A 20,313-nucleotide genomic window follows, 5' to 3' on the forward strand; every position below is an offset into this window, starting at 1 on the left:
GCTGCCGCCCATCACCTCATCGAGTGATGCCGAGGGCCCTGGGTGACTTCTGCGCGGGAACCGGGACCGGCCGGGGCGCCAGCGGTTCCAGGAGCAGCGGCACGCCCACCACCGGCAGCAGCCAGGCCAGCACGATCAGCCGGTCGCCGCCGATGGTGATGTCGGGGTGCCCGGCCTGGGTGAGGACGCCGGTGCCTGCGGCCGCCAGCAGGAAGGCGCCGAACGCGGGCCGCCGCCGCGCTCCCCAGGCCCCGGCGGCCAGCGCGGCCGGGAACAGCGGCGTCGACAGCTGCCGGCGCAGCCACTCCACCCAGAAGTCGAACTCCAGATGGAGGAACTCCCGCCACGGGTGGGCCCGGTCCGGATGGGCGTAGTGGCCGGTCAGCAGGTCCTGCACGCTCTCCGCCTCGGACGGGTAGCGCAGCAGCCGGGCGAGGAGCAGGGTGCCGGCCACCGCCCCGCATCCCGTCGCCGCGAGCGCGGCCACCGCGCGCCCGGCACCCCGCCCGTGCCGGCGCCGCCCCAGCGCGACCAGCACCGCGGCCCCGGCCAGGCACCCACCGAGGAAGAGCGCCTGCGCGTGCTTCACGGCGAACAGCGCCACCAGCGCACCCGCCACCAGGGCGGTCGCCCGAGCCGTCCGCGCCCGCCCGGTCAGGGCCAGCGCGCAGCCCCACACCGCCGTCAGGGTCAGGGCCAGCATCAGGCCCTCCGCCATCGGCCGCATCGCGGTCGTGCCGACCGGCAGGACGTAGTACAGAGCCTGCCCGGTCAGCGCGAGCGGCACCGCCACCGACACCGTCCGCAGCACCAGGAAGACCAGCACCCCGCCCGCGGCCGCGACCAGCACACTCGCCAGCCACACCCCCCACGTCACCCCGAACAGCGTGACGAAGGGCAGCAGGTACACCGGATAGCCCGGCCGCACCTCGAAGATCCGCCGCAGCCGGGGACCCACGAACGGCACGATGTGCCCGTCCGTCTGCGCGCCCCCGGCCCGCAGCCTCCGCTCCACCCGCCGCAGTTCACCGGCCCGGCAGTCGGCGTACACCCGCCCCGCGGGACTCGGCGCGTGGAACCGCAGCACGTCCACGCGCCGCGCGCGCTCCGCCGCCGACGCCTCGCCGGCGCACACCCAGTCCACGGTCTCGGCCGCCGCCTCCCGCTTGCCCGCCCCGCCCAGGGCCAGCGCGTACGACACGTAGTTCTTGGAGTCGGGGGAGTCCCGGCCGGTGACGTTCGCGAGCTGCAGCACCGCGAAGGCGGCGGCCAGCACCAGCACCCAGGTGCGCGCCCTCACCTCGTCACCGGCAGGTCACGCGACCCGGCCGGACCGGGCACCCGGGCCGCCTCCGGCATCGGCTCGCCCAGCAGCAGCGTCCGTACGACCCGTTCGGCGGCCCTGCCGTCGTCGAACTCGCAGAACCGGGACCGGAAGTCGGCCCGCAGCCGCGCCGACTCCTCGTCCCGCCAGCCGCCCGAGGCGAACAGCCACGCCAACTCCCGGTAGGAGTGCGAGACATGGCCGGGTGCCTCGGCGGTGATGTCGAGATAGGCGCCCCGGCTCGCGGTGTACGCGGCCCAGTCGTCGGCGTGCACGACGATCGGCCGGTCCAGGTTGGCGTAGTCGAACATCACGGAGGAGTAGTCGGTGACCAGGGCGTCCGAGGCGAGCATGACCTCCTCGGTGTGCGGTTCGCCGGTCGCGTCGACCAGCACGCCGCGCCGGTGCAGCTCGGCCAGGCCCATCCCGCGCGCCGGGCCCGTCGCGAGGGCCGGATGCAGGCGGACCACCAGCGTGTGCCCCGGGCCGAGGTCGGCGGCGAACCGGGCCAGGTCGATCCGGTCGACGTGACCGCCCCGGACGTAGTCGCGGCGGGTCGGTGCGTAGAGCACCACCGTGTGGCCGGCCGGAATGCCGTGCCGGACCCGGAAGTCCGTCGGACCGCGACGGACCAGGACGTCGTTGCGCGGGCTGCCCGTGCGGGCCGACGCGAAGTGGCAGGGGTAGGCCCGCTCCCACACCAGCTCCGAGTGGCGGTTGGCGACCAGGCTGTGGTCCCAGCGGTCGGCCCGCCGCAGCATCTGCGGCACGTCGAAGCCGAGCCGGGCACCGGGCTTGCCCAGCAGGTCGGCGCCCACGTACTTGAGCGGGGTGCCCCGGTGGGTGTGGACGTGCACGCTGCCGGGCCGTTTCTCCAGAGTGCCGGGCCAGTTGACGTCGTTGACGAAGAACTTCGCGCGGGCCGCCAGCCGCAGGTACTCCGGGGAGTCCAGCAGCACGTGCTCGACATCGGCCGGGAGCCGCGCCGCCACCTCCGCGTCCCGCACCACCCAGACGCCGCGCAACCGGGGCGCGACCTCCCGGGCCGCCCGGTACACCGCCGCCGGGTCGCCGCGCAGCCCCTGGTGCGAGGCCGCCGAGTACAGCACCAGGTCCTCGTCCAGCGGGCGCAGGCCGCGCAGCCCGGTCAGCGCCCGCCGGGCCCGGACCTCCGCCGCCCGCCGCACCCGCACCGCCTGCCGCCCGCCCGCCCGGCCGACCCGCCCGGCCTGCCGCCGCAGCCGGTACGCCGCGTAGGAGCCGTCGAGCACACGGAGATCGCCGGAGCCGCCGAGGTCACGGGACGCACTGGGCGCATCGGGCGCACTGGGCGCACCAGGGGCGCCGGGGGTGCCGAGCGCACCGGGCGCACCGGGGGCGCCGGGGGTGCCGAGGTCGCTCCGGTCGGTGCCCTCGGGCCGGAACGCGCGGTACAGCTCCGCCGTGCGCCGGAAGAACTCGCCCTTCGCGGCCGGCGGCAGCCGGTCCGGCTTGGCGAGGATGTCCAGGCAGTGCTCGCCCATCTTCCGGTGCAGCCAGGGCCGCCAGCCGGCCAGCTCCGGGCGGCCGTCGAGGAAGGCGAAGACCCGCTTGTACTGCTCGTGGACGTCGAAGTGCTTGCGGCTGGTGGTGGAGAGGATGTTGCCCTGCCGCCGCTGCCGGTAGTTGACGCAGATCCGGTCGAGGGTGGCGATCCGGGCCGCGCTGAGCATGACCGGGAAGGTCCAGGGGGTGTCCTCGTAGTAGCCCGGCGGGAACCGGAAGCCGTTCTCCTCGACGAAGTCACGGCGCTGCACCTTGTTCCAGACCACCATCAACAGGTCCAGGATCGCCGGGTGTTGTGCCGCGGTGAACACGTCAGACCTGGCCCCGAGCACCTCGGCGAGGGCGTTGCGCCGCGTCCCGCCCCACCAGTAGGTGCGCGCGTAGTCGAAGACCAGCACGTCCGGGTCGCCGGTCTCCGCCAGCCGGTCGGTGATCGCGTGCAGCGCGCCCGGGGTGAGGGTGTCGTCGCTGTCGAGGAAGAGGAGGTAGTCGCCGGTGGCGTGGGGGAGCCCGGCGTTGCGGGCCCGGCCGAGGCCGACGTTCTCCGGCAGGTGCAGGACCTTCACGCGCGGGTCGCGGGCCGCGTACTCGTCGAGGATGGCGCCGCAGCCGTCCGGCGAGCGGTCGTCGACGGCGATCACCTCGATGTCGTGGCAGGACTGCTCCAGGACCGAGTCGAGACACTCGCGGAGGAAGCCCTGCACCTTGAAGCAGGGCACGATCACACTGAGTCGGGGCACGGTCAGCTCCTGACGAGGGTCGCGGCCGGGGCGGGCAGGCGTTCGGCGAGCGGGATCACCGTCGGGATGTCCTCGGCCGGGCGGCCGAGGAACACCCGCCGTACGACCCGCTCGGCGGCCAGGCCGTCGTCGAACTGGCAGAACCGGGCCCGGAACTCGGCCCGCAGCCGCCTGGACTCCGGGCCCCGGTAGGAGCCGTCGCGGAAGATCCGGGCCAGCTCCTCCGGGGTGCGGGCGACCGGCCCCGGCGGCTCGGCCATCAGGTCGAAGTAGACGCCCCGGGTCTGCCGGTAGACCTCCCAGTCGTCGGCGTAGACGACGATCGGCCGGTCCAGGTTGGCGTAGTCGAACACGATGGAGGAGTAGTCGGTGATCAGCGCGTCGGCGGCCAGGCACACCTCCTCGGCCGAGCGGTGGGCGGTGACGTCGATGATCCGGCCGCTGCCCGCCGGACGGCCCCGGTCGTAGAAGTAGTGCGCGCGCAGCAGCACGACGACGTCCTCGCCGGCCGCCTCGCAGAACGCCTCCAGGTCGAGGCCGGGCTCGAACCCGGTGTGGTGGTCGCGGTGGGTGGGGGCGTACAGCACGGCCGTCCTGCCGTCCGGGACGCCCAGCCGGCGGCGGGCCCGGACCACGTCGTGGGCGGTCGCCGTGTAGTAGACGTCGTTGCGCGGATAGCCGTACTCCAGGGTCTGGTAGGAACCGGGGAAGGCGCGCTCCCACGTCTGGGTGGAGTGGCGGTTGGAGGAGAGGTTGAAGTCCCAGCGGTCGACGCGGCCGAGCAGCTTGGTGAAGCTGCCGGTCCGGGCGGCGACCACCGGGTACGTCGACTGGTCGACGCCCATCTTCTTCAGCGGGGTGCCGTGCTGCGTCTGGATGTGCACGCTGCCCGGCCTCTTGACCACCCCCTCGGCGAAGTTGGCGTTGTTCACCAGGTACTTGGCGCGGGCCAGCACCTCCCAGGAGCGGCGGCTGCCGATCACCGCGTACTCGACGTCCGGCGGCACGGTGTGTTCCTGGCCGGCCTCGACCAGGAACACCGAGCGGATGTGCGGGGCGAGTTCGCGGGCCACGGCGTGGATCGCGGCCGGGTTGCAGACGTATCCGCGCCCCCAGTAGGCGCAGTACACGGCGAGGTTCGGGTCCAGCGGGCGGCGCAGGTCGAGCGCGTACCGCAGCCGGGTGAGCGGCAGGTGCGGGCGGGGCAGCCGCTCCGCCGCCCGCGCCGTCACCCGGTTGGCGCCGCGCAGCACGCGGAACGCCGTGTACGCGCCCGCCGCGAGGAGCCGGTGCTGGACACCCACACTGCCGCCCGGCATCCGGAACCCGGCGGGCCGGTGCGCGCGGTGCAGCCGGGCCGCCCGCCGGAAGAACGCCCGGTGCCTGGACGGCATCCGCTCCGGCCGCGCGGCCGTCTTCAGCACCACCGCGAAGACCTGCTCGAACAGCGCCCGCGCCCGCCGGCCGGGCAGCCCCGCGGCCCGCTCCAGCACCAGCTCCACCTGGTCGAGGAGTTCGTGCTGATGCGGCCCCGGCAGATTCAGCCGGCTGCCCTGTCGGCGCAGCCGGTGCCGTACGACGACGGAGCGCAGCACCGCGATCCGCTCGGCGGCGACGGTGGTCAGGCCGCCCCAGCCGACGTCGGTGAAGTGCCCGTCGGGAAAGGCCAGCCGCCGCTCGGCCAGGAAGGCACGGCGGTAGACCGCGCTCCAGGCCGGCAGCGCCACGCCCGTCAGCCTCGGCGCCCGGTCCGGGGCGAACGCGCCGTTCGGGGCACCCGCCAGCAGGGGCGCCACGGGGTTGGTCGGCTCGCCCTCCCACCAGGGGGCGCGTTCGTGCTCGGCGTACAGGACGTCCACCTCACCGGTCTCGGCGAGCCGCGCGTCGAGCAGCGCCAGCGCGCCCGGGACCAGCACGTCGTCGCCGTCGAGGAACAGCAGATACGTGCCGTGCGCCGCCCGGATCCCGGTGTTCCGGGCTCCGCTCAGCCCGGCCGACGGCGGGGAGTGCACCGGGGTCACCCGGGAGTCCCGCTCGGCGTAGGCGGCGGCGACCGAGGCGGCCGGGGCGTCCGGCGCGTCGCAGACCGGGATCAGCTCCAGGTCGCCGAAGGACTGGGCGAGGACCGAGTCCAGCGCCTGCGAGAGCCGGCCGGCGACCCCGTGGGACGGGACGATGATGCTGAAGCGGGGCATGCTGCTCTTTCTCAGGTGTGCATGCGGCCCGGCCGTCCCGTCGGCCGCCAGGTGGACGGCCGGGACGGGGTGGGCCGCGAGGTGTGGGGGGACATGAGAGGACTCCCTGCGAGGCAAACGGCGTTCAGCGGCTCTCGGTGACGGGCAGATGACCGGAAGGTTGCGGAACGGTGGCCAGTGAGGCGTCGGTGAGCTCCGCGGCCGCCGCCGGCACCGGATGCCGCTCCGCCGGCGGGACGAACTCCGGCAGCCCGTCCGGCTCGCCGAGCACCACATGGCGGACCACCCGCTCGGCGGCGCGTCCGTCGTCGTACCGGCAGAACCGCTCGCGGAACGCGGCGCGCAGCTGGGCGGAGCGGGAGCCGCGCCAGTGGCCGGTGTCGAAGATGTCGATCAGCTCGTCCTCGGTGCGGGCGACCTCGCCGGGCGGGCTGGAGCGCAGGTCGAAGTAGGTGCCGCGGGCCGCGTGGTAAGCGTCCCAGTCCTCGGTGTGCACGACGATCGGCCGGTCCAGGTTGGCGTAGTCGAACATGACGGAGGAGTAGTCGGTGACCAGGGCGTCGGCGGCCAGGCAGAGGGACTCCACGCTGGGGTGGCCGCTGACGTCGATCACCCGGTCCCCGGACCCCAGGGAGCCGCCGTGCCAGTAGTGCGCGCGGGCCAGGATCACGAAGCGCGGGCCCAGCCGGCGCACGATCCGCTCCAGGTCCAGTGCGGGGCGCTGGGTGCGCCGGTAGTCGCGGTGGGTGGGCGCGTACAGCAGGGCGACCGTGCCCTCCGGGACGCCGAGCGACTCCCGGATCCGGGTCACGTCGGCCGAGGTGGCCTGCTGGAACACGTCGTTGCGCGGATAGCCGTATTCGAGCGTCCGGTACCGGCCGGGGTAGACGCGCTCCCAGGTCAGGGTGGTGTGCCGGTTGGCGGAGAGCACGTAGTCCCACTTGTCGACACCCCGCAGCAGTTCCTCGAAGTCCATGCCGGCGGCCGCCGCCGGGTGTTCCTGGAGGTCGAGGCCCATGTGCTTGAGGGGGGTGCCGTGCTGGGTCTGCACGAACACCTGGCCGGGGCGCTTGCGCAGCCGCCGGTCGAAGTTGACGTTGTTGACCAGGTACTTGGAGCGGGCCAGCGCCGTCCAGTAGGCGAAGGTGCCCGGCCGCAGCCGGCGCGGGCCCGGCGGGATCGTGTGGTGATGTTCCGGGCGGGCGATCCACGCGGTGCGGATGTGCGGGGCGTGGGTGCGGAACGCCTTCTCCAGCGCGCCCGGGTTGCAGCTGTGGCCGCGGTTCCAGTAGGCGGCGAAGACCGCCCGGTCGGCGCGCAGCGGCAGCCGCAACTGGACGCGGTAGTGCAGCAGGAGCAGGGCCGAGCGCAGACCGCGGGCCGACTTGACGCAGGCCTTCAGGGCACGGCGGCGGCCGGACATCGCCAACTGGAGGGCGCGGTAGGTGCGGTGCAGGCCGTAGCGGACGAGACCGTGCCGCAGCCGGGTGCGCCACGGCACCGGGGTGCCCGCGGACCGGTAGCGGCGGTAGTGCGCGCGGGCGGTGCGCAGGAACTCGGCGCGGCTGCCCTTCGGGAGCCGGTCCCGCCTGGTGAACACCGTGGTGAAGTGGTCGACCATGCGGCGGAACAGCACCGGGCGCCAGCAGGCCAGTTCGGGCCGCCGGTCGAGGAACGCGAAGACCCGGTCGTACTGGTCGAAGACGTCGAAGTGCCCCCGGCTGGTGGTCGAGAGGATGCTGCCCTGCCGCCGCTGCCGGTACTCCACGCAGACCCGGTCGAGCGTCGCGATCGACTCGGCGGTCATCAGGACCGGATACGTCCAGGGCGTGTCCTCGTAGTAGCCGGGCGGGAAGGTGAAGCCGTGTCGCTCGACGAACTCCCGCCGGTACGCCTTGTTCCAGGCCACCATGAGCACGCGGAGCAGGCCGGGCCGGTCGTCGAGCCGGAAGGGCGCCGGGCCCTCCTCGGTCAGCTGCGACGCGAACCTGTCGCGCTCCGCCGGGCCCGTGCAGAACGTCCGCACGTGGTCGTACACGAGCACGTCCGGATCGCCGGTCTCCTTGATCCGGTCGGCGATGGCCCGCAGCGCGTCCGGCGTCAGCGTGTCGTCGCCGTCCAGGAAGAGCAGGTAGTCGCCGCGCGCCCGCGCCGCCCCCGCGTTGCGGGCGCCGCCCAGGCCCTGGTTCTCCGGCAGGTGCAGGGCCCGCACGCGCGCGTCCCCGGCCGCGTACTCGTCGATGATCGCGCCGCTGGCGTCCGGTGAGCAGTCGTCGACGGCGATCAGTTCCAGATCGGGGTACGACTGCGACAGCACCGACTCCAGGCACGCGGGCAGATACGCCTGGACCTGGTACGCGGGGACGATGACACTGAACCTGGGCACGGGACATCCATGGGTCGGTCGGCGCGGGCGTTCTGCCCGGGAACGGCCAATGGAGTGATTCGGTTACGGTCCCCTACGTCATGTGGGTTACGTTCCGTGAGCGGTCGGGGGCGAGCCGACGGCCGGCCCGCCCCCTTCGGTGACACGTCGCGGAGCCCTGGCGCGGTCACTTGACCGCGCCCGCCATCACCCCCGACACGAACTGCCGCTGGAACGCGAAGAACACGGCCAGCGGGATCACCATGGAGATGAAGGCGCCGGGCGCGAGGACGTCGACGTTGTTGCCGAACTGGCGTACCTGGGTCTGCAGCGCGACCGTGATCGGCTGGGTGCCCGACTTGGTGAACACCAGCGCGACCAGCATGTCGTTCCACACCCACAGGAACTGGAAGATGCCGAGGCTCGCGATCGCCGGCCCGCCGAGCGGCATCACCACCCGGGTGAACAGCCGCAGTTCTCCGGCCCCGTCGAGGCGGGCCGCCTCCAGCAGCTCCCGCGGGATCTCCGCGAAGAAGTTCCGCAGCAGGAACACCGCGAACGGCAGGCCGAAGCCGACGTGGAACAGGATCACCCCGAAGATCGTCCCGAACAGGCCTACCTTGCCGAAGAGTTCGGCGATCGGGATCAGCGCGACCTGGACGGGCACGACCAGGAGGCTGACCACGATCAGGAACCACCAGTCCCGGCCCGGGAACTCCATCCACGCGAACGCGTAACCGGCCAGCGCCCCGATGACCACGACGAGGACCGTCGCGGGGACGGTGATCAGCACCGTGTTCCAGAGGGAGTGGGTGATGTCGCTGTTCTCCAGGAGCTTCTGGTAGCTCTCGAAGGTGAGCTGGGACGGCTTGCCGAACACGTGCCACCAGCCGCTCGCGCTCATGTCCTCCGGAGACCTCAGGGAGGACGCGAGCAGCCCGATCGTCGGCACCAGCCAGAACAGGGCGACGACGATCAGGAAGACCCGCACCAGACCGCCGTTGATCTTCTCCAGCAGCCAGCTCATCGCCGCTCCTCCCGCCTGAGTCGACGCACGTCACTGCGCCATCCCGGGGGGCGACCCCCGGACCCCCGGCCGGCAAACAGGCGTTGCACGCTCATCGCCGCTCCTCCCGCCTGAGTCGACGCACGTTGAACCACATCACCGGGATCACGAGGAGGAGCAGGAACATCGCGATCGCGCTCGCGATGCCCGGCTGGCCCTCGGAGAAGCCCTTGCGGTACAGCTCCAGGGCGAGCACGTTGGCGTCGTCCTGGGAGGAGCCCGGCGCGATGATGTACACGAGGTCGAAGACCTTCAGCACGTTGATCATCAGGGTGACGGTGACCACCGCCAGGACCGGTGCGAGCAGCGGCACGGTGACCTTGCGGAACACCTGCCACTCGGTCGCCCCGTCGACCCGCGCCGCCTCCAGCAGCTCCCTGGGCACACCGGCCAGCCCGGCCGCGATCAGCACCATCGCGAAGCCCGCCCACATCCAGACGTACGACCCGATGATCGCGGGCGTGACGAGGGACGGGCCGAGCCAGTCGACGCCGTTGTAGGGCTGCCGGAAGTTGCTCGCCGGCAGCCGGAGCCGTGCCCCGTCGGCCGCGGCGGGCAGGGTGAAGGTGCCGTCGGCGGCGGCCTTGGCGGACGCCACCACCTTGCCGTCCCTGACCGCCTCGACGCGCATGCCGGAGTAGCCGAGCTCGGACGGGTCGGGGGCGCCGAGCCGGCCGACGCCCTTGCCGCGGGTGAAGTCCTGCCAGGTCGTGCCGGTGATCTTCCCCGGCTCGGGCCTGGCCGCCACGGCCCGCTCCGCCCCGTCGGGCATCTGGTCGGGGGCGACGCCGACCAGGGGGAGGGCGACGGTCTGGCCGGTGTGGACGGCGGCCGTGGTGATGAAGCCGCCCTGGTCCGGTCTGAGGGGCGACTCGCGGCCCGGATGGGCGTTCGGGAACGCGGAGGACTGGGCGAACGTGTCGTGCACGCCGACCCACACCGCGTTCGCGACGCCCTTGTCCGGATCCTGGTCGTAGACCAGGCGGAAGATGATCCCGGCGGCCAGCATCGAGATCGCCATCGGCATGAAGACGACCAGCTTGAACGCCGTGCCCCAGCGCACCCGTTCGGTCAGCACCGCGAAGACCAGACCGAGGGCGGTGGAGACCGTCGGCGCGAACACCACCCAGATGACGTTGTTCTTCAGGGCGGTGCGGATGCCGTCGTCCGTGAAGATCGCCTTGTAGTTGTCGAAGCCGGCGAAACCGCTTCCGTCGGCGTTGTAGAAGCTGCGGATCAGCGAGTACCCGATCGGGTAGACCACGAGCGCGCCGAGCAGCACCAGGGCGGGGAGGAGGAACAGGGCCGCCACGGTCCTGCGGGTGCCGGTCACGCTCTTGCGCCGGCCGGGAGGAGCGGGGGCCGTGGTCGCGGGCGCGGCCATGGCCGGCTCAGCTTCCGCTGCCGTAGGCGGCCGCCGCGTCCTTCTCCAGTTTCGCCTGGGTGCCCGCGACGTCCGTCGGGTTCTGCAGGAAGTCCTGGAGGTCCTTCCACTCGCCCTTGCCCGGGGTGCCGCCGAACGCCTGCGGGGCCTGGTCGGACATGTCGAAGCGGAAGTCGTCACCGGAAGCGATCAGGGACTTGGCGATCGTGCGCTGCACCTCGTTCGGGTAGGCCGAGTCCGCCACGTTCTTGTTCGGCGAGAGGTAGCCGCCGAGCTTCGCCTGGATCGTCGCCGCGTCCGGGGAGGCCAGGAACTTCGCCAGCGCCTGGGCGCCCTTGGAGTCCTTGAAGACGACGGCAGCGTCACCGCCGGAGACCACGGGCGCGGTGGAGCCGACCGCGGGGAACGGGAACACCTTGGCGTCCGTGCCCACCTTGGCCTTGGTCTCACCGATGTTGACCTGCACGAAGTCGCCCTCGTAGACCATCGCCGCCTTCGGCTGGTCGCCGCCGGTGAAGGTCTGGGTGACCGAGGCCGGGAACTCCGTCTGCAGGGCGCCGGACGCGTTGCCCGCGACGTACCCCTTCTTGCCCCAGACCTGGGCGAGGGTGGTCAGCGCCTGCTTCACCGACGGATCGGTCCACTTGATCTTGTGCTGGGCGAGCTGGTCGTACTTCTGTGGGCCCGCCTGGGACAGGTAGACGTTCTCGAACCAGTCGGTCAGCGTCCAGCCGTCCGCGCCGCCGACCGAGAACGGGGTGACGCCCGAGTCGTACACCGCCTGCGCCGTCGTCAGCAGGTCCTGCCAGGTCTTGGGTTCCTTGGCGCCCGCGTTCTCGAAGACCTTGGCGTTGTACCAGATCAGTGACTTGTTGGCGGCCTTGTAGTAGACGCCGTACTGCTTGCCGCCGACCTTGCCGATGTCCTGCCAGCCCTGCGAGTAGTTCTTCTGCACCTCCGTGAGCGTGTCCGCGTCGAGCGGCTTCGCCCAGCCCTTCTGCACGGCCTGCTTGATCGCGCCGGGCTGCGGCAGCAGCGCGATGTCCGGCGGCTGACCGCCCGCGATCTTCGAGCCCAGGAAGTTGATGATCGGGTCCTGGGCGGGCACGAAGGTGACCTTCGCGCCGGTGCGCTTCTCGAACTCCGCGAGCACCTGCTTGAAGTTCTTCTGCTCCTGGCCGGTCCAGACCGCGGCCACTTCGAGGGTGGTGCCGTTGAGCTTCGGGAGGGTGACGGTGCTTTTCTCGGTGGTGCTGGTGTTGTTGTCGCCGCCGGACTTCTTGTCGCCGCTCCCGCACGCGGTGAGGGCGAGAGATCCCGCGAGCAGCGCGGCCAGCGCGGCGAGGGCCCTGTGTGTCCGGATGGTGTTGCTCATGACGCGCATCACTTCCCCGTTCGTCGTTCCTCATTGAACGTCAGAACTCTGTCCCGTGCGCTCCGGTCTACGCGGGGGCCGCGTACGCGGCAAGTAGGCCGACAGGTCAGCGCCGAGGATCGTGATCACGTTGTGATCGGTGGCCGGTGCCAGTGCGCGAGCAGCGGAGGGGCTGAGGTGTGGTGCCGGTCGGCGTTCGTCCTCGGCGTTCGTCCTCGGAGGCCGGGCGGGGTGCTGTGGTGGCCTCGGTCACAGAAGCGAGGGAACCTCCGCCGCCGAGACCTCCTTGGCCGCCCGCTCCACCGCGCTGGCCAGCAGGGCCAGGTCGGTCGGGCCGTTGCCCAGTTCGCGGATCGGGCGGCGGGCGGGGGGGTCGCCCATGCGGTGCCAGTCGAGGGCGACGACGGTGGGGCGCTGGGTCGCCGTGCGCGGGATACGGCCGGTGACCCGGCCGGTCTGGAACGCCGTGGTCCGGCCGTCCGGGGTGGTCAGGCGGCCACGGCCCGGCGCCGGTTCGTCCGGGCCGTCGGCCGGTGCGTCCAGGACGATGCGCAGGGTGGCCTGCCGGGCCGGTTCCGTCTCCGCCGTACGGCCGCCCGGGCCGGCCGCCGCGACCAGGTGCACGCCCAGCCGCTCGCCCTCCTTCGCCACCGCCTCCAGCGCCCGCATCACGGAACCGGAGGCCGGGCGGCCCGGCGAACCGAGGGCGGGGGAGACCAGGGCGTCCAGGTCGTCGACCACGACCACGAGCCGGGGGAGCGGCGGCGGCGCCTCGGTGCGCCCGCGGGCCGCGGCGCCGGCCGACGGGCGCAGGCGGAGCGTCGAACTCGGCGGGGCCTCTATGTCACCGGCTCCCGAGGCGGCGGGGCGGCGCTGCGGGACGATGCGGCCGGAGACCTCCCGCCGGCCGTGCCAGTCGGTGAAGTCGGAGCGGCCCAGCAGCTCGGCCCGCCGCTTCAGCTCGGCGCTCAGCGACTGCGCCAGCTCCCGCATCCGCACCGGGTCGTTGGCGGTGAGGTGGGTCGTGACATGCGGTATGTCCGTGCAGACCCGCAGGCCCTCGCCGTGCCCGGCACCGGTGCCGACGCCGTCGCGGCCGTCGATCAGGACGATGCCGAGCCGGTCGGGGCGCTCGGCGGCGGCCAGCGAGGCGACCGTCGCCCGCAGCAGCTCCGTACGGCCGCTGCCGGGCGGGCCCTCGATCAGCAGATGCGGTCCCTCGGCCACCAGGTCGGCGGCGAGCGGGCCGCGCGGTCCGGCGCCGAGCACCGCACGGGCCCGGCCGCCCAGCGACTCGGTGTCGTCGGCGGCGTCCGCCCAGCGGGCCATCAGCGACGCCGGGGTCGCCCTCGCCAGCCCCAACTCGTCCAGCAGCCGGGCGGACTGGGGGAGCGGGGCGGCGACCCGGGCCTGCCGGTCGGCCCCCGGGCCGTCGGGGCGCAGCGGCGCCAGCGCCCGCGCGAACCGCTCGGCCCAGGCGGGCGACACCGCGTCCACCGCGGCCAGCGTGCCGGGGCCGACCGGGCCGGTGTGCCCGGCGGACCCGCCCGGCACGGCCGAGACGCGCAGGAGGTGCAGCGCCGTCGCCACGTCCCCGCTGAGCAGCGCCACCGCGCCGCACTCGCGGAACGTGGGCGTCACCGCGCACGCCTCCTCGTAGGTCCGGTCGACCGGGGAGGCGGACGAGGCGGGGGCGGTCTCCGCCAGACAGATCACGTGCACTCCGGCCCGCGGACCGGCGACGGTCAGCCGCGCCACCGCGTCGCGCAGCGCGGAGCCACCGGGATCGCCGTCCACGACGACGACCGTGTACGGCCCCGGGAAGCCGCCCCCGCGGCCCCTGTCGTCGTCAGCGCCGAGGTCACGGGCCCAGGAGGGACGGTGGGCGGCTTCGGAGGGCGAGGCGCCCGCTGCCGCGCGGGGCGGTGCGGGGGCCTGGGCGGGTGCCGGGCGGTCGGACGGGGTGGCCGGCCTGCGCGGGACGGACAGTTCCTCCGTGCGCCGCAGCAGCTCCTCCACCCGGGCCGCGGCCTGTTCCCGGTCGTAGGCGAGCAGCAGGCGGCAGTCCTGGCCGTGGCCGGGGCGGACGTGCGGGAGCCAGCCGAGCCAGGACCACTCGGCCGTGCGCTCCTCCAGGGAACGGGCCCGGTCCGCGCTGATCAGCACGATCTCCAGCAGATCGGGCGAGTGCAGCGCGGCGAGCTGGGCCAGGACCGCGCGGGCCAGGCCGGCCAGGCGGGTGCGCGGTCCCGCCAGGCCGAGGGCGCCCGCCTCGCGCAGATCGGCCGTGACCGGGACGGCGGGCAGCAGCCCCGAGCCGTCGGGCGCCGGGCGGTCCGCCGTGCCGAGCCGGACGGTGAGCGCCTCCGGGTGGCCGGGGCCGCGCTCCCACAGGCGCGGGCCGGGGCCGAGGGCCGTGAGCAACAGGGCGGCCGGGTCGGGCCAGGTCTCGGGCTGGGCGGGCAGTCCGGCAGACGGCGCGCCGCCGCCCTCCGCCGCGCTCTCGCCGTCGGCGGCCGCGGGCGGCTCACCGCGCCCGCCGGCCAGCCGCCGCGCCCAGGCCCCGAGCCCGCCGCGCCGACGGACACCGGGCAGCACGGGGGCGTCGGTACCGCGCAGAGGGGTGCCCTTGCGCCTGCCGGAGGGGACGGGGGCGTCGGCGGGGTCGTGGGAGAGGGGGCCGTGCGCGCGGGCGCCGCCGTCGGCGGGGGCCGAGCCTGGGGCCGCGGGGCGGGCCGCGGTGCTTCCCGTGCCGGTGGCAGCCCGACCGCCTCCGACGCCTTCGGCACCTGCGCCGGGGGCCGGACGGTCGCCGAGCACTCCGGACCGGCCGGCGTGTGTGTCGCCTGTCCGATGGCGGACGCCGGAGTCGGCTGCGGCACCGAATGCGCTACCGAGGCCCTGCGCAGCCTCGGGGTCGTGTGCGCCGCCTGGCCTGTGGGGTGCGCCGGGGCCGTGGGCGGTCTCGGACCCGGGGGCCGCGCCAGAGCCGTAGACGGTCTCGGGCCGGTGGGGTGCGCTGGGTCCGTGGGTGGTCTCGGGCTGGTGGGCCGCGCCCGCACCGTACGCGGTGTCGGGCCGGTGGGGTGCGCCAGAGCCGTAGACGGTCTCGGGCCGGTGCGGTGCGCTGGGTCCGTGGGTGGTGTCGGGCCGGTGGGGTGCGCCGGAGGCGTAGGCGGTGTCGGGCCGGTGGGGTGCGCCGGAGCCGTGGGCGGTGTCGGGCCGGTGGGGTGCGCCGGAGGCGTAGGCGCTCTCGGACCGGTGCGGTGTGCCGGAGCCGTAGGTCGTCTCCGAGCCGTGGGGCGCACCGGCGCGGTGCGCGGCCTCGGACGGGTGGGAGGGGGCGGGGCCGTACGCCGCGGCCGAGTCGTGCGCGGCGGCAGCGCCGCGCGGGCCCGGCAGTGTGCCGTGGGTGGCGGTCGACGGGTGGCCGGGCCGGTCACCGTCGTGCTCGCGCCCCGCCGACGGCGGCTCCGGCCGCTGCCCCGGCGAGGACGGGAACCCGCCCGCGTGCCCGCCGTCCCTGGCGGGGGATCCGCCTGGCCGCCCGGTCCGCGGCGGTCCGTCGCCCCGGCCGGCCGCCGGCTGCCCGCCCCGGCTCTCGATCCTCGGTGCGTCCCCCTGCGCCGGCACGACCGGTGGCTCCACCGAGCCGTGCGCGTGGTGTCCGGCGGCGCCGCCCGCGGCTCCCCACCCGGCGGTGCCGTAGGCGTGGTGGGTACGGCCGGCCGGCCCGGCGGTGGTGTCCCCGGCGGCGGATCCGTCGTCGTCGGCCCGCTCGCCGCCCGTCAGTACCCGCACGCACCCCTCTCCGTCGGGTGCCGTGCCCACCCGGGCCCCCGGTCCCCCGGACGGCGTAAGCCGCAGGGCCGATTCCCCGATGCGCAGGAGCGAGCCCGGGGTGAGGCGGACCGGGCGGTCGGTGACGCGGGTGCCGTCCAGCACCGTGCCGTTGGTGGAGTGCAGGTCGGCGACCGAGACCCGGCCGTCGGCCGCGACCGTGACCGCGCAGTGCAGCCGGGAGACGTCCGGGTCGTCGAGCGGGACGTCGGCGTCGGCGGAGCGGCCGATGGTGATCTGGCCGCCGTGCAGCAGGTGGACCCCGCCCGCGTCGGGGCCGGCGACCACGTGCAGCTGGGTCGGGGCGCCGTCCACCTCGGGGTGCGGTTCGGGGGCCGCGGGGGCGCCCAGGGACAGCACCGCGCCGTCGACCAGCGGGGGCTCGCCCAGGATGCGGCGGCGGGCGTCCAGCCGCTCCGCCCCGGCGTACAGCACGACCGGGGCGCCGCTCTGCTCGCGGCCGCCCAGGCTGCCGTCCCCGGTGACCGCTGAGGCCAGCCCCGACGCCACCGCGGCCAGGTCCGTGCCCGCGGGCGCCGTCACCAGCACGTCGCGGCTCACGGCCCGGCCCCGCTGCGCGGCAGGGCCCAGCGGGTCTACGACGGTCAGCCGGATCTGCATCGCCGTCAGCGGTCCCTTCTGCGCGGGCGCGGAATTCCCCCCACCGCCACGAGCACGTCGGCCAGTTCTGCTGTCAAACGCATCCTCGCACCTGCCACTGACAACGCGCCCACGTCCCGATGGTAAGTGATCTTGATTGGTCAGCTCTGCCCCCAAAAGTGCCTGACCAATACCGTGCGGACGATCACTTGAGATCGGTCACGTCCGAGTCCGGCAACCAGCGGACCGAAGCGAGCGTCTTTCCATCGAACGCAGGCCGGAACGACAACGTATGGGCATACGTCCGCGGATACGTCCAGAACGCTTCGGGGAGGCTGTCGGCCCCCTTCCGGGGAGGGGCAGAGCACAGCCGACGACAGCCCGGTCCCGGGCAGCACGGCACTACAGTGGTTCGGACACAGGGGTCGGAGACCTTCAGCAAGCAGCAGGGAGCGCATGACGTGCGGCCGGTAGGCAGCAAGTACCTCCTGGAGGAGCCGCTGGGACGCGGCGCCACCGGTACCGTCTGGCGTGCCCGCCAGCGGGAGACCGCGGGCGCCGAGGCAGCCGTGCCCGGCCAGCCCGGCGAGACCGTCGCGATCAAGGTCCTCAAGGAAGAGCTCGCGAACGACTCCGACATCGTGATGCGCTTCCTGCGGGAGCGCTCCGTCCTGCTCCGGCTCACCCACCCGAACATCGTCCGGGTCCGCGACCTGGTCGTCGAGGGCGATCTGCTCGCCCTGGTCATGGACCTCGTGGACGGCCCCGACCTGCACCGCTACCTGCGCGAGAACGGTCCCTTCACGCCCGTCGCCGCCGCCCTGCTCACCGCCCAGGTCGCCGACGCGCTCGCCGCCAGTCATGCCGACGGCGTGGTGCACCGCGACCTGAAGCCGGCCAACGTGCTGCTCGCGCAGTACAACGGCCAGATGCACCCGATGCTGACCGACTTCGGCATCGCCCGCCTCGCCGACTCCCCGGGCCTGACCCGCACCCACGAGTTCGTCGGCACGCCCGCCTACATCGCCCCGGAGTCCGCCGAGGGCCGCCCGCAGACCTCCGCCGTCGACATCTACGGCGCCGGCATCCTCCTGTACGAGCTGGTCACCGGTCACCCGCCGTTCTCCGGCGGCAGCGCCCTGGAAGTCCTCCACCAGCACCTCAGCGCCGAGCCCCGCCGGCCCTCCACCGTCCCCGACCCGCTGTGGACGGTCATAGAGCGCTGCCTGCGCAAGAACCCCGACGACCGCCCCAGCGCCGAGAACCTCGCGCGTGCCCTGCGGGTCGTCGCCGAGGGCGTCGGCGTGCACGCGAACTCCGCGCAGATCGCGGCGGCCGAGGGCGTCGGCGCGCTGCTCGCCCCCGACCCGGCGCCGACCGCCGTACCGGGCTCGGCTGACCCGACCCAGGTGCTGCCGAACACCGGCACGCCGATGGGGGCGTACGACCCGAACGCCGCGACCAGCGTCCTCCCGCACACCGGCGGACCGGTGCCGTTCGGCGCCGCCGACCCGACCGCCGTGCTGCCGAACACCGGCGCCGCCGACCCGACGGCCGTCCTGCCGCCGATGCCCCAGGGGCAGCCCGGCCAGCCGGGGCAGTCCGGCCAGCAGCAGCCGGAGCAGCCGCACCCCTGGCAGACCCAGCTCCGCGCGGCCCGCGACCGCAACGAACAGACCCAGGTCCAGTATCTCGACCCGGGTGAGGACCCGCTGCGCCGCCGCCCCCAGCGGCAGGTGGCCCGGCCGCAGCAGCCGCCGCCCCGACAGGCCCCGCAGCAGCAGCCGGTGCGCCGGCCGCAGCCGCGCGGTCAGGGCGGGCCGGGCGCGCCGGGTGGTCAGGGCGGGTACGGGCAGCAGCCCGCCGGATACGGCCGGCAGCAGCCTGCCGGGTACGGCGGCGGGCAGCCGCAGCAGTACGCGCCGCCGCAGCAGCCCCAGCAGCGGTACGCGCCCCCCGCCGAGCCGCGGCAGCGGGCCCCGCGCGAGCCGCGGCAGCGCAGCGCCAACCCGATGCGGATCCCCGGGCTCGGCTGCCTCAAGGGCTGCCTGTTCCTGGTCGTCATCCTGTTCGTCGCGGGCTGGCTGATCTGGGATCTGACCCCGGTGCACACCTGGGTGGGACAGGGCAAGGGCTACTGGAACCAGCTGAGCGACTGGGCGAGGTCGGTCAGCAACTTCATCGGCAACCTGGGCAACGGCTCCGGCAAGTAACCGCGACTCTATGGATTTGTCGACATCCGGCGGGTGATTTCCGCCTCTGTGGTGAAGGTTGGCTCTTCGGACGCGTAGTTTTATCGGCAACACGCGTCGGTAGGAGCAGCCTTGGCACGGAAGATCGGCAGCCGGTACACCGCGAACCAGATCCTGGGGCGGGGCAGCGCCGGCACGGTGTGGCTGGGCGAGGGGCCGGAGGGGCCCGTCGCCATCAAGCTGCTGCGCGAGGATCTCGCGTCCGACGAGGAACTGGTGGGCCGTTTCGTGCAGGAGCGCACGGCGCTGCTGGGCCTTGAGCACCCGCACGTGGTCTCCGTCCGCGACCTCGTCGTCGACGGCAACGACCTCGCCCTCGTCATGGACCTGGTCCGGGGCACGGACCTGCGCACCCGCCTGGACCGGGAGCGGCGGCTCGCCCCCGAGGCGGCCGTCGCCATCGTCGCGGACGTCGCGGACGGGCTGGCGGCGGCGCACGCCGCGGGCGTCGTCCACCGCGACGTCAAGCCGGAGAACGTCCTCCTCGACATGCAGGGCCCGCTGGGCCCCGGCGGCTCCCACCCGGCCCTGCTGACCGACTTCGGCGTCGCGAAGCTCATCGACTCCCCCAAGCGGACCCGCGCCACGAAGATCATCGGTACGCCGGACTACCTGGCTCCGGAGATCGTCGAGGGCCTGCCGCCGCGCGCCTCGGTGGACATCTACGCCCTCGCCACGGTCCTGTACGAGCTCCTGGCGGGCTTCACCCCGTTCGGCGGCGGGCACCCGGGGGCGGTCCTGCGCCGGCACGTCACCGAGACGGTCGTCCCGCTCCCCGGCATCCCCGAGGAGCTCTGGCAGCTGCTCGTCCAGTGCCTGGCGAAGGCGCCGGCGTCCCGGCTGCGGGCGTCCGAGCTGGCCGCGCGGCTGCGGGAGCAGCTGCCGACGCTGGCGGGGATGCCGCCGCTGGACGTCGACGAGCCGGAGACGGAGGCGCCGGAGGAGGCGGAGGCGCCGGTCGCCGCCGCGCCGGACGCCGAGGAGCAGCGGGTACGGCGGCGCGGGGCCGTCTCCCTGGTGCCGGGCGCGAAGCCGGACTCCAACCGGGACACGCACACGTCGATGCGGGTGCCGGGCCCCGACGAGCTGGCGGGCGGCGCCCGCGGGACGGCGCGGGTGCCGAGGCCGGCCGGGGCGCCGCGGCCGGGGTCGGCGCGGCACCGGGTGGCGGCGCGGCGGCGGCGGGTGACGTTCGCGGTGGCGGGGGTCGTGGTGGCGGCGGTGGTGGGGGTCGGCGCGTGGTTCGCGTCGGGCGGCGGGGACGACTCGGCTCCGCCGCGGGACACGCACAGCACGTCGACGCCGTGACCGGTCGCGTGCGGGCCGCGGCTCCGCCGGTCTGTCTCCCGCCCGCCCACCCGACGGTGGGCAGCGAGGTCGCTTTCGCGGGGCTGTGCCCCGGACCCCGTCGGGTCGGGTGCGGGCCATGGCTCCGCCGGTCTGTTTTCCGCCCGCCCCCCTGACTCGGTAGGCAGCGAAGTCGCCGCCGCGGGGCTGTGCCCCGGACCCCGTCGGGTCGCTTGCGGGCCGTGGCGCCGCCGGTCTGTTTTCCGCCCGCCCCCCTGACTCGGTAGGCAGCGAAGTCGCCGCCGCGGGGCTCTGCCCCGGGCCCCGAGGGGTTCAGGCG

General features: G+C 74.4%; 10 protein-coding genes. 2 read left to right on the top strand and 8 right to left on the bottom strand.

Features of this window, described 5'->3' with window-relative positions:
* Positions 1-16: 16 nt before the first annotated feature.
* The 8 genes from AB0M11_RS19155 to AB0M11_RS19190 form a co-directional block, all read right to left on the bottom strand.
* Entirely contained in the window at positions 17-1,300 is a 1,284-nt protein-coding gene (locus AB0M11_RS19155; RefSeq protein ID WP_365706872.1) for a hypothetical protein, read from the bottom strand.
* Positions 1,297-3,609, bottom strand: a complete 2,313-nt coding sequence (locus AB0M11_RS19160) for a CDP-glycerol glycerophosphotransferase family protein (RefSeq protein WP_365706874.1) — start codon at positions 3,607-3,609, stop codon at positions 1,297-1,299. Before AB0M11_RS19160 ends, AB0M11_RS19155 begins: the two co-directional genes overlap by 4 nt.
* Before the next feature lie 2 nt (positions 3,610-3,611).
* Positions 3,612-5,804 (bottom strand): bifunctional glycosyltransferase family 2 protein/CDP-glycerol:glycerophosphate glycerophosphotransferase, encoded by a 2,193-nt coding sequence (locus AB0M11_RS19165; RefSeq protein WP_365706876.1) that lies wholly within the window; start codon positions 5,802-5,804, stop codon positions 3,612-3,614.
* Between the two features lie 124 nt (positions 5,805-5,928).
* Positions 5,929-8,190 carry a CDP-glycerol glycerophosphotransferase family protein gene (locus tag AB0M11_RS19170; RefSeq protein WP_365706878.1) on the bottom strand — a complete coding sequence of 754 codons (2,262 nt, stop codon included), beginning with the start codon at positions 8,188-8,190 and terminating at the stop codon, positions 5,929-5,931.
* A gap of 166 nt (positions 8,191-8,356) precedes the next feature.
* Positions 8,357-9,196 (bottom strand): carbohydrate ABC transporter permease, encoded by an 840-nt coding sequence (locus AB0M11_RS19175; RefSeq protein WP_365706880.1) that lies wholly within the window; start codon positions 9,194-9,196, stop codon positions 8,357-8,359.
* 91 nt (positions 9,197-9,287) lie between these two features.
* Positions 9,288-10,619, bottom strand: a complete 1,332-nt coding sequence (locus AB0M11_RS19180) for a sugar ABC transporter permease (protein WP_365706882.1) — start codon at positions 10,617-10,619, stop codon at positions 9,288-9,290.
* A gap of 7 nt (positions 10,620-10,626) precedes the next feature.
* A complete protein-coding gene (locus AB0M11_RS19185; protein WP_365706884.1) occupies positions 10,627-12,003 on the bottom strand; it encodes an ABC transporter substrate-binding protein in 1,377 nt (458 codons plus the stop codon).
* A 240-nt stretch (positions 12,004-12,243) separates the two neighbouring features.
* The gene (locus AB0M11_RS19190) at positions 12,244-16,455 is read right to left on the bottom strand and encodes an FHA domain-containing protein (RefSeq protein WP_365706886.1); all 4,212 of its coding nucleotides are present in this window, start codon (positions 16,453-16,455) and stop codon (positions 12,244-12,246) included.
* 440 nt (positions 16,456-16,895) lie between these two features.
* Between AB0M11_RS19190 and AB0M11_RS19195 the strand changes: the two genes are divergently transcribed.
* Both AB0M11_RS19195 and AB0M11_RS19200 read left to right on the top strand, forming a co-directional pair.
* On the top strand, positions 16,896-18,647 hold the full coding sequence (locus AB0M11_RS19195) for a serine/threonine-protein kinase (RefSeq protein ID WP_365706888.1): 1,752 nt from the start codon (positions 16,896-16,898) through the stop codon (positions 18,645-18,647).
* 111 nt (positions 18,648-18,758) lie between these two features.
* Entirely contained in the window at positions 18,759-19,994 is a 1,236-nt protein-coding gene (locus AB0M11_RS19200; protein WP_365706890.1) for a serine/threonine-protein kinase, read from the top strand.
* Positions 19,995-20,313: the final 319 nt, after the last annotated feature.

Source organism: Streptomyces sp. NPDC051987 (assembly GCF_040680735.1).
Classification (GTDB): domain Bacteria; phylum Actinomycetota; class Actinomycetes; order Streptomycetales; family Streptomycetaceae; genus Streptomyces.

Coding starts and splice junctions, on each gene's coding strand:
- AB0M11_RS19165 (WP_365706876.1), bottom strand. CDS start 5,804: ATGCCCCGCTTCAGCATCATCGTCCCGTCCCACGGGGTCGCCGGCCGG.
- AB0M11_RS19175 (WP_365706880.1), bottom strand. CDS start 9,196: ATGAGCTGGCTGCTGGAGAAGATCAACGGCGGTCTGGTGCGGGTCTTC.
- AB0M11_RS19180 (WP_365706882.1), bottom strand. CDS start 10,619: ATGGCCGCGCCCGCGACCACGGCCCCCGCTCCTCCCGGCCGGCGCAAG.
- AB0M11_RS19185 (WP_365706884.1), bottom strand. CDS start 12,003: ATGCGCGTCATGAGCAACACCATCCGGACACACAGGGCCCTCGCCGCG.
- AB0M11_RS19190 (WP_365706886.1), bottom strand. CDS start 16,455: ATGCAGATCCGGCTGACCGTCGTAGACCCGCTGGGCCCTGCCGCGCAG.